General features: G+C 32.3%; 11 protein-coding genes. All 11 read left to right on the plus strand.

The features are described from left to right. Positions 1–487 (plus strand): pyrroline-5-carboxylate reductase dimerization domain-containing protein (locus PKV21_04650; GenBank protein ID HOM26778.1); only part of this gene is annotated, 487 nt, incomplete at its 5' end. Between the two features lie 8 nt (positions 488–495). Further along, positions 496–963 carry a hypothetical protein gene (locus PKV21_04655; GenBank protein ID HOM26779.1) on the plus strand — a complete coding sequence of 156 codons (468 nt, stop codon included), beginning with the start codon at positions 496–498 and terminating at the stop codon, positions 961–963. A gap of 72 nt (positions 964–1,035) precedes the next feature. Continuing rightward, positions 1,036–2,703 carry a biosynthetic-type acetolactate synthase large subunit gene (gene ilvB, locus PKV21_04660; GenBank protein HOM26780.1) on the plus strand — a complete coding sequence of 556 codons (1,668 nt, stop codon included), beginning with the start codon at positions 1,036–1,038 and terminating at the stop codon, positions 2,701–2,703. 38 nt (positions 2,704–2,741) lie between these two features. Next, positions 2,742–3,227, plus strand: coding sequence for an acetolactate synthase small subunit (ilvN, locus tag PKV21_04665; protein HOM26781.1), 486 nt, complete (start codon positions 2,742–2,744; stop codon positions 3,225–3,227). Between the two features lie 15 nt (positions 3,228–3,242). Continuing rightward, positions 3,243–4,235: a ketol-acid reductoisomerase gene (ilvC, locus tag PKV21_04670; protein HOM26782.1), complete on the plus strand. Its 993-nt coding sequence runs from the start codon at positions 3,243–3,245 to the stop codon at positions 4,233–4,235. 25 nt (positions 4,236–4,260) lie between these two features. Then, positions 4,261–4,812, plus strand: coding sequence for an RNA 2',3'-cyclic phosphodiesterase (gene thpR / locus PKV21_04675; protein ID HOM26783.1), 552 nt, complete (start codon positions 4,261–4,263; stop codon positions 4,810–4,812). 86 nt (positions 4,813–4,898) lie between these two features. Next, a complete protein-coding gene (gene recA, locus PKV21_04680; protein HOM26784.1) occupies positions 4,899–5,933 on the plus strand; it encodes a recombinase RecA in 1,035 nt (344 codons plus the stop codon). Further along, positions 5,920–7,086, plus strand: coding sequence for a Gfo/Idh/MocA family oxidoreductase (locus PKV21_04685; GenBank protein HOM26785.1), 1,167 nt, complete (start codon positions 5,920–5,922; stop codon positions 7,084–7,086). The genes recA and PKV21_04685 overlap by 14 nt, the downstream gene beginning before the upstream one ends. Before the next feature lie 46 nt (positions 7,087–7,132). Further along, entirely contained in the window at positions 7,133–8,614 is a 1,482-nt protein-coding gene (locus tag PKV21_04690; GenBank protein ID HOM26786.1) for a DegQ family serine endoprotease, read from the plus strand. Positions 8,615–8,631: 17 nt separating this feature from the next. Beyond that, positions 8,632–9,033 carry a RecX family transcriptional regulator gene (locus PKV21_04695; GenBank protein ID HOM26787.1) on the plus strand — a complete coding sequence of 134 codons (402 nt, stop codon included), beginning with the start codon at positions 8,632–8,634 and terminating at the stop codon, positions 9,031–9,033. A 79-nt stretch (positions 9,034–9,112) separates the two neighbouring features. Beyond that, positions 9,113–10,636 (plus strand): alanine--tRNA ligase (gene alaS / locus PKV21_04700; GenBank protein HOM26788.1); only part of this gene is annotated, 1,524 nt, incomplete at its 3' end.

The following is a 10,636-nucleotide window of genomic DNA, read 5'->3' on the forward strand; positions in this document are numbered from 1 at the left end:
AATTATCAATAAGAAAATACCGATTATAAGAACAATGCCAAATTTAAATGTAAAAGTAAAATCAGGGATAATAGTTTATTGCTCAAATAAATACGGTAAAAAATATGAAGATATTGTTAAAAAAATTTTTGCTCCGTGTGGAATTGTGTTAAAAATGCCAGAAAATAAATTTGATACAATAACAGCAATAAGTGGTAGTGGTCCTGGGTTTTTGTTTTATATAGCAGAGGAATTTAAAAAGATATGTATTGAAAAAGGTATTTCTTCAAAAATCTTAAAAGATTTAATCTCCTATCTTTTTTATGGAACAGGGAAGATGCTTGTTGATACAAAAATAGAGCCGGGTAAATTGAAAGAAATGGTATCATCTCCTGGTGGGACAACTATAGCGGGTTTAAGTATTTTCGAAAAAAGAAAATTTGGTGATATTCTTAGAGAAGTAATAGATGCGGCAGAAAAAAGAAGTAAAGAATTATCCAGTAATTAGATATGTATATGATTAGAATTAAACCCCACCATTTTGTAGATATTGTGAGAGATTATGGGAAAGGTATAAAAGAATATACTCCACATCCTTACGGACATGCTTTACATATCATTGCTAAAAAAATTTTAGGCGATTTAGATATAATAATTCAGATTGAACTCGGAATAGATGATATATGCGAGCCCTGTATTCATAATGTAAATGGAGTTTGTGATGATTTAATAGATACTTCTTTTAGACCCCAAGCACCGGAATCAAAAAATGAGTGGAATCTTCTTATTGATAAAAGATGGTGTAATGTGCTTAATATAAAACAGGAAGACCTCATAGGAATTAAGGAATTGTGTAAGAGGATTAAAAATTGTTCTTATTCTGATATAAAAAATATTTACAGAGAACTTCCCGAAAATATGATTGTTGAAAGAGAGAAAAATATAAAGAAAGGACTTGAATTAATTTTGAATAAGAAATTTTAATTCAATGTTGTTTTCTTAATTTGACTTTTTTACAATGTAGATTTATTATATTAAAATTCAAGGAGAAATTAAATGAAAGGAGCACAGATTTTTGTTGAATGTTTAAAGAGAGAAAAAGTTGAAGTTATTTTTGGTTATCCGGGTGGCGCAGTTTTACCTTTGTGTGATGTTTTGTATGATAGTGGAATAAGATTTATTTTAACAAGACATGAACAGGGTGCTGCACATGCTGCTGATGGGTTTGCCCGTTCTTCTGGAAAGGTCGGTGTTTGTCTTGCCACAAGTGGACCCGGTGCAACAAATCTTGTAACAGGAATTGCCACTGCTTATATGGACTCTGTTCCAATAGTTGCAATTACAGGACAGGTAGCAACTCATTTAATCGGTAATGATGCTTTTCAGGAAGTAGATATAACAGGGATTACAAGACCCATAACAAAACATAACTACTTAATAAAAGATATAAATGAAATTCCAAAAGTTGTAAGAGAAGCTTTTTATATTGCAAAAACTGGGCGACCCGGTCCTGTTTTAATTGATTTTCCTGTTGATATTCAGAGAAAAGAAGGTGATTTTTACTGGCCTGAAAAGATAGAAATGAGAAGTTATAAACCTGTATATGAAGGGCATCCATTACAGATAAAAAAAGCATGGGAACTGATAAAAAATTCAAAAAGACCTGTTTTAATTGCAGGAGGAGGAGTTATAATTTCAAATGCAAGTGATGAACTGAAAAAATTTGTTGAAAAAACAAATGTTCCTGTTGCATTTACATTACTTGGTCTTGGTTCTCTTGATGTAGAGTGGGAATATTCTCTTGGTATGCCTGGAATGCATGGTACAAAATATGCAAACTATGCAATTGTTGAGTCAGACCTTTTAATTTCAGTTGGATGCAGATTTGATGATAGAGTTACTGGAAAGATTGATGAATTTGCTCCACACGCAAAAATAATTCATATAGATATAGACCCTTCTGCAATAAGTAAAAATGTTGAGGTTGATGTTCCAATAGTTGGAGATGCAAAACATGTATTAAAAAAATTAAATGAAATGGCTGAAAAACTTGATATAGATGAATGGCTTAAAAAAATAAAAGAGTGGAAGGAAATGTATCCTTTGAAATATGAAAGAAATGGTTTAAAGCCACAGTATATAATAGAAAAGATTTCTGAATATACAAAAGGAGATGCAATAATATGTACAGAAGTCGGACAGAATCAAATGTGGACAGCCCAGTATTATAAATTTAAAAAACCAAGAACTTTAATAACTTCCGGTGGACTTGGAACTATGGGATATGGTTTTCCTGCTTCAATTGGAGTGAAAGTTGCAAATCCAGATAAAATTGTTATAGATATTGCTGGAGATGGAAGTATTCAGATGAATATTCAGGAACTTGCAACTGCTGTTTACAATAAAATTCCTGTTAAAGTTTTCATTTTGAATAACTGTTATCTTGGAATGGTAAGACAGTGGCAGCAACTTTTTTACAATAGAAGATATGCTTTTACCTGTCTTGAAGGAGGCCAACCTGACTTTGTTAAACTTGCTGAAAGTTATGGAGCAATTGGATATAGGGTAACTACAGAAGAAGAATTTAACAAGATTTTACCAGAAGTTATGGAAATAAATGATAAGGTTATTTTTGTTGATTGTAGAGTTGAGCCAGAAGAGAATGTATTTCCAATGGTTCCTGCTGGTGCTTCTTTAAAACAGATTCTTGATGGACTTGCATAAATGGAGGGAAAATGGGGAAAAATAATAATGAAAATAAAATAGAATCGCACATAATTTCAGTTACAGTTGAAAACAGATTTGGAGTTCTTGCGAGAATTGCGGGCCTTTTTTCAGCAAGGGGTTATAATATTGATAGTTTGTGTGTTGCAGAAACAGAAGACCCTTCTATTTCACGGATGACAATTGTTGTGAAAGGTGATGAGAAAATTTTAGAACAGATTTATAAACAACTTAATAAACTCATTGATGTTATAAAAGTTCAGGATTTAACGAAGGAAGACCATATAGAAAGAGAACTTGCTTTAATAAAAGTAAATACTTCTAATTTCAATGAAAGACAGGAAGTAATGCAACTCACAAATATTTTCAGGGCGAAAATTGTAGATGTTGGTAAAAAAACATTAACTATTGAAATATCAGGAAGTGGTTCAAAAATAAGAGCAATGCTTGATTTACTTAAAGGTTTTGGAGTTAAAGAAATAATAAGAACAGGGAAAATAGCAATTACCAGAGAATTTAAATAAAAAAGGAGGAAAACGATGGCGAAAATTTATTATGATAAAGATGCTGATTTAAAGTTTTTGAAAGATAAAGTTGTTGGAATTATTGGATATGGAAGTCAGGGAAGAGCACATGCATTAAATTTGAGAGATAGTGGATTAAATGTTATTGTGAGTGAACTTGAAGGAACTCCAAATTATGAAAAGGCAAAAAAAGAAGGATTTGAACCAATTTCTGCAGACCAGTTAACCAAAAAAGCAGATGTTATTATGATTTTGGTTCAGGATAATGTTCAGCCATTCGTATATAAATCTCAAATTGCTCCAAATTTAAGTAAGGGGAAATATATTGGTTTTGCACATGGTTTTTCAATTCATTACAGTCAGATAGTTCCTCCAAAAGATGTAAATGTTTTTATGGTTGCACCAAAAGGACCTGGAGACCTTGTAAGAGACCAGTTTACAAAAGGTCAGGGTGTTCCATGTCTTGTTGCTGTTTATCAAGATTCAAGCGGAGATACCTTAAATATAGGACTTGCTTATGCAAAAGGAATTGGAGGAACAAGATGTGGAGTTGTTGAGACAACATTTAAAGAAGAAACAGAAACAGACCTTTTTGGTGAACAGGTGATACTATGTGGTGGAGCAACTGCATTAATTAAAGCAGCATTTGAAATTCTCGTAGAAAATGGTTATCAGCCAGAAGTTGCTTATTATGAAACATGCCATGAACTTAAACTTATTGTTGATTTGATAATTGAAAGAGGAATACAGGGAATGAGACAGGTTATAAGTGATACAGCAGAATATGGAGATATGACAAGAGGACCAAGAGTTATAAATGAGAGTGTAAGAGAGGAAATGAAAAAAATATTAAAAGAAATACAGACAGGAGAATTTGCAAGAGAATGGATACTTGAAAACAGTGTTGGAAGACCTGTATTTAATGCTTTAAGAAGACAATCAGAAGAACATTTAATAGAAAAAGTTGGAAAGAAAATGAGAGATATGATGCCCTGGCTTAAGAAATAATTCGGAGGACGGGGTTTGGAAAATAATGAGGACTTTTATAGGGATTGATTTGCCTGATGATATAAAAGAAAATTTAAAAGAAGTTGTTGATAGATTAAAAAAAATAAGAGAAGCAAAACCAGTTAAAATTGAAAATCTGCATATAACTTTGAAATTTCTTGGAGAAGTAGAAGAAAAGGATATTGAAGAAATAAAGAAAAAACTTGAAATATGTGCAAATAAATTTAAAAGTTTTGGTGTTGAAATAAAGGGGATTGGGGTATTCCCTTCAGAAAAACGTATAAGGGTTCTCTGGATAGGTGCAGAAGATGAAGGATACCTGAAGAAACTGAATAATGAGATAGAAGAAGAAATGAGTGAACTTGGTTTTGAAAAAGAAAAGGAATTTGTTTCACATATAACAGTTGCAAGATTCAAAAGTGTTCCAAATTTAAATTTTATAAGAGAAATTTCTGAAAAATATAACAATTTTTTATTTGGGAAGTTTAGGGTTGAAAGTTTTAATTTATATGAAAGTAAATTATTACCGGAAGGACCTATTTATAAAGTAGTTGCTAAATTTCAACTGCCTCAATGATTTCCACTGCCCACCTTAAAGGTGGGAGAGAGGTGGTTGACTTAAAAAAAAGGAAAGGGTATTATAATCAAAACGGAGGGGAGAATATGGATAAGGAAAAAGCACTTGAAATGACAATATCTCAGATAGAAAAGGAGTTTGGTAAGGGTTCAATAATGAGACTCGGAGAAAAAAGATTGATTGAGGTTGAAGTTATCCCAACAGGAGCTATTTCTCTTGATATTGCTCTTGGAGTTGGAGGAATTCCAAGAGGTAGAGTAACAGAAATTTTTGGACAGGAATCAAGTGGAAAGACAACCCTTGCTCTTGAAATTCTTGCTCAGGCACAGAAACAGGGAGGTACTGTTGCATTTATTGATGCTGAACATGCGCTTGACCCCAATTATGCAAAAGCACTCGGCGTAAATATAGAGGATATGCTTGTAAGTCAACCAGATACAGGTGAACAGGCACTTGAAATAGCAGAAGCACTTATAAGGAGTAATGCTATTGATGTTGTTGTTATTGATTCAGTTGCAGCACTTGTTCCAAGAGCAGAACTCGAAGGAGAAATGGGAGATAGTGTTATGGGACTTCAGGCACGACTTATGTCTCAGGCATTAAGGAAACTAACCGGATATATAAGTAAGTCAAAAACAGCAGCAATTTTTATAAATCAGGTCAGGGAAAAAATAGGTGTGTTTTTTGGTAATCCAGAGACAACCCCTGGTGGAAGGGCTTTAAAGTTTTATGCATCAATTCGTATGGAAGTAAGAAGAATTGACAGTATAAAAAGAGGGAATGATATAGTAGGCAGTAGAATAAAGGTTAAAATAGTTAAAAATAAAGTTGCTCCACCATTTAAAGAAACAGAACTTGATATTTATTATGGTCAGGGAGTAAACAAGGAATCATCTTTAATTGAGGCAGCACTGAATTATGGAATTTTGGAAAAGAAAGGAAGTTATTTTTCATACGAAGGAAAAACTCTTGGGCAGGGTATAGATAATATAATTGAAAACTTAAAGAAAAATCCTGCTCTTTACAAAGAAATAGAGAAAAAAATTAAGGAAAAAGTAGGACTTATAAAAACAGAAATAAAAACAGAAAAAAAGGAGGGAAAAGATGATGAAAGAAGTTAATGTTGCTCTTATTGGTTATAAATTTATGGGGAAAGCACATTCGTTTGCATATAAAAATGTATCTCTATTTTTTGACCTTCCTGTTAAGGTGGTTATGAAAGTTATCTGTGGAAGGACAGAAAAGGCAGTAAGCCAGGCAAAGGAAAAATTTGGCTGGCTTGAATATGAAACCGACTGGAAAAAGGTTGTTGAAAGAAAAGATATTGATTTGATTGATATTACTACCCCTCCAAATGCTCATAAAGATATAGCAATAGAGGCAGCAAAAAATGGAAAAATAGTTTTCTGTGAAAAACCACTTGCTTCAACTTTAAAAGATGCCTATGAAATGCTTGAAGCAGTTGAAAAATATGGTGTTAAGCATGCAATATGCTTTAATTATAGAAAACTTCCTGCTATTGGACTTGCTAAAAAACTTATAGAAGAGGGGAAAATAGGAAAAATTTATCATATGAGAGCGGTTTATTTACAGGACTGGATTGTTGACCCTGATTTTCCACTTGTCTGGAGATTACAGAAACAGGTTGCTGGAAGTGGTGCCCATGGTGATTTAAATGCTCATTTAATTGATATGGCAAGATACCTTGTGGGTGAATTTGATGAGGTTGTTGGAATTAATGAGACATTTATTAAGGAAAGGCCTGTTTTAAAGGCAAAGGAAGAACTTGAGACAGGACTTGGTGAATTTAAAGAAAAGGCGGAGGAAAAAGGAATTGTTGATGTTGATGATGCTACTATTTTTCTTGTAAGATTTAAAAATGGTGCAATTGGTTCTTTTGAAGCAACAAGATTTGCTCCTGGCAGGAAAAATGGTCAGAGATTTGAGATAAATGGAAGTAAGGGAAGTATTGTATTTAATCTTGAACGACTTAACGAACTTGAATATTACAGTAGAGATGATGAAAGTGGAACTCAGGGTTTTAGAACTATTATAGCAACAGACGCTTCCCATCCTTATGCTGCAAACTGGTGGCCAGCAGGTCATATAATCGGTTATGGAGAGGCATTTGTAAATATGGTTGCAGATATATTCAATTCAATCTCTAAGGGAGAAAATCCCAGTCCAAATTTCTATGATGGAGTTAAATGTCAGGAAGTCCTTGAAGCAGTTGACCAGTCAATTAGGGAAAGAAAATGGATTAAGGTGAAATAAACCTTTTTGTTCTGAAAATCATCTAAATAATCAAAAGGAGGCAGAAATGAAAAAAAATATAATGATAGGGTTTATTTTTGGATTGATTTTTTCAGGACTTGTTTTTACTGGATACAGTGCAATTGAAAAGAAAACAGAAAGTAAAAAGTTTTATTCAGGAATAATTACGCCCACATCTCTTGATGAACCTCTTACTTTACAGAGTGCATTTGTTCAGGTTGCAAAATCAGTTAAACCTGCAGTTGTTCAGATTACAACAGAAAAGATAGTTACATATAGATACTGGGACCCATTTGGAGATCTGGATGAATTTTTCAGGTCTCCTTTTGAAGAATTTTTTGGTACACCAAGGAGAAGACAGCAACCAAAAACCTATCAGAAAAAACAGGAAGGACTTGGTTCAGGTTTTATAGTAGATGAGGATGGATACATTTTAACAAATAACCATGTTATTGAAGGAGTTGATAAAATACTTGTTAAACTTCTTGGAGATGAAAGAAAGTATGAAGCAAAAGTTATAGGAACTGACCCGAAAACAGACCTTGCTTTAATAAAGATAAATGCTGGAAAGCCTTTACCTTATGTTAAACTTGGAGATTCTGATAAAATTGAGGTAGGTGAATGGGTAATTGCTATTGGAAATCCTTTTGGACTTGAAGAAACAGTTACAGTTGGAGTGGTAAGTGCAAAAGGAAGAAGCGGTTTTGGGATAACTCAATATGAAGATTTTATTCAGACAGATGCAGCAATCAATCCAGGTAATTCAGGTGGTCCTCTTGTTAATATAAGAGGAGAGGTAATAGGAATAAATACATTTATAATTGCTCCTTATGTTGCACAGGGTGTTGGTTTTGCCATCCCAATAAATCTTGCAAAAAAAGTTTTTACTCAATTAAAGGAAAAGGGAAAGGTTACAAGAGGATATCTTGGAGTGTACCTGCAAGCACTTGATGAAGAACTTGCAAAATCATTTGGTTTGTCTGAAATAAAAGGTGCTCTTGTTGCTCAGGTTTTAAAAGATAGTCCAGCGGAAAAGGGTGGAATAAAAGATGGAGATGTAATCATTGAATATGATGGAACTGAGGTTAAAGATGTTAAGGATTTACAGATGAAGGTTGCAAATACTCCTGTTGGGAAAAGAGTTTCAGTTGGTATATGGAGAGATAAGAAAAAAATTGTTTTAAATGTTACAGTTGGAGAAATGCCTGCTGAAGAACCCGTCGCCGCAGAGACAGAAGAAAAACTATGGAGAGGTATGAGAGTATCTGCTTTAACAGAAGAAATGAAATCTCAGTTTGGTATAGATGAAAATGAAGGTGTTGTTGTTACTTATGTTGAAACAGGTTCTCCCGCAGATGAAAGTGGAATTAAGGTTGGAAGTGTTATTAAGATGATAAATGATTATAAGATTTCAAACATTTCAGATTATAGAAAGGTAATAAAAAACATTCCGAAAAATACAGATGTCAGGGTTCAAATTAAATTTGGAGATAGAACAAGATTTTTGGTATTGAAAGGTGAAAAATAATTTTGTAAGGATTTTATGTGAAGAATGAAGAATTAATTAAAAAAATTTTAAAATTATTGAGCAAAAAGGACTATTCAGAAGAAGAAATAAGAGAGAAAATTCCTTCAATAACACCTTCTATTCTGAAAGAACTGAAGAAAAAAAATTTGATTGATGATTATTCTCTTTCCTTAAAGATAATAGAAAATCTGCAAAATAAAGGAAAAGGTTATCATTATATATTTAAAGAACTTGAGAGAAGGAAAATAAAAGACCAGATTATTGAAAAATTGAAAAAGGAATACGATTTTGAGAAAGAAGTTGAAATCTGTAAAAAGGTAGTTTCAAGAATGGAAGGGAAATCAATTTCCTCAATTATTCTGAATTTGAAAAGCAGAGGATTTTCAGAAGAAATTATTGAGAAGGTTATTAACTTTTAAATTTGAAAGAAATGTCTTAAAAATGATAGAATAAAAAAGTTATTGACTGAATTTTTAAGTTCTTGAAAGAAAAATAGAAATGGAAAGTAAAAAAATTAGAGAAAGTTATTTAAAATTTTTTGAAAAAAAAGGTCATAAAATTGTTAAAAGTAGCAGTTTAATTCCTCTTGAAGACCCTACCTTACTTTTTACAAATGCAGGTATGGTTCAATTCAAAAAGTTTTGGGCAACAGATATACCACTTCCTTATACAAGGGCAACTACCTGTCAGAAATGTTTGAGAGCGGGTGGGAAGGATAGCGACCTTGAAAAAATTGGAGAAAGTGGAAAACATCACACTTTTTTTGAAATGCTTGGCAATTTTTCTTTCGGTGATTACTTTAAAAAAGAGGCGATTGAATGGGCTTTTGAATTTGTTATAGATGTTTTAAAAATAAGAGAAGAAAATTTATGGGTATCTTATTTTAAGGATGATATTGAAACAAAAGATTACTGGAAAAAGTTTCTACCTGAAGATAAGTTAATTCCTCTTGGTGAAAAGGATAATTTCTGGGGTCCTGCAGGAGAGACGGGTGCCTGTGGTCCCTGTACAGAAATTTATTTTGATTTTGGAAAAGATAAAGGATGTGGTAGAGAAGATTGTAAACCTGGATGTGACTGTGAGAGATTTCTTGAATTCTGGAATCTTGTTTTTCCTCAATATGATAAGCAAAAAGATGGGGCTTTTTTACCTCTTAAGAGAAAAGGAGTTGATACAGGAATGGGACTAGAAAGGATTTCAAGAATTTTACAGGGAGTTGAGACAAATTATGATACAGACCTTTTTGTTCCAATTATAAAAAAAATTGAAGAGATAAGTGGTTTTTCATATAAAGAAAATAAAAGAAATTTCAGGATTATTTCAGACCACATAAGAGGTATTGTTTTTGCAATAAGTGATGGGATTTTTCCGTCAAATGAAGGAAGGGGATATGTTTTGAGAAGAATTATAAGAAAAGCGGTTTTCAGTGGTCTTGACCTTAATTTAAAAGAGCCATTCCTTTTTAATCTTTCAGAAGTTGTGATAAGAAAGATGAGTGAAATTTATCCAGAATTAATGGAGAATAAAAAAGTAATAGAAAAAGTTATACACGAGGAGGAGGAGAGATTTCTTTCTTTAATTTCTTCTTCCAGAAAAATATTTTTTGAAATTGTTAAAGATCAGAAGGAAATTAAAGGAGAAACATTATTTAAACTTTATGATACTTATGGAATACCAAAAGACCTTATAGATGAACTTGCTTTTCAATATGATAAAGAAATAAAATGGGATGAATTTGATGAATATATGGTAAAACAAAGAGAACTTTCAAGAGCAAAATCAAAAATAGGCATGAAGAAAAAGGAAATTTTAATATCTGATAAAATTTTAGAAACAGATTTTTCAGGATACGAAAAAACTTCTGATACAGGTAAACTTGTTGGGATTTATCAGGATGAAAATGATTTCTTTTATCTTGTTTTTGATAGAACAGTTTTTTATCCTGAAAAGGGTGGTCAGATTGGTGATAGAGGGATTATTTACAATGATAAATTTAAGTTTAAAGTTATTGATACTCAGATA

The sequence above is a fragment of the bacterium genome, from assembly GCA_035371905.1.
Lineage (GTDB): Bacteria > Ratteibacteria > UBA8468 > B48-G9 > JAFGKM01 > JAMWDI01.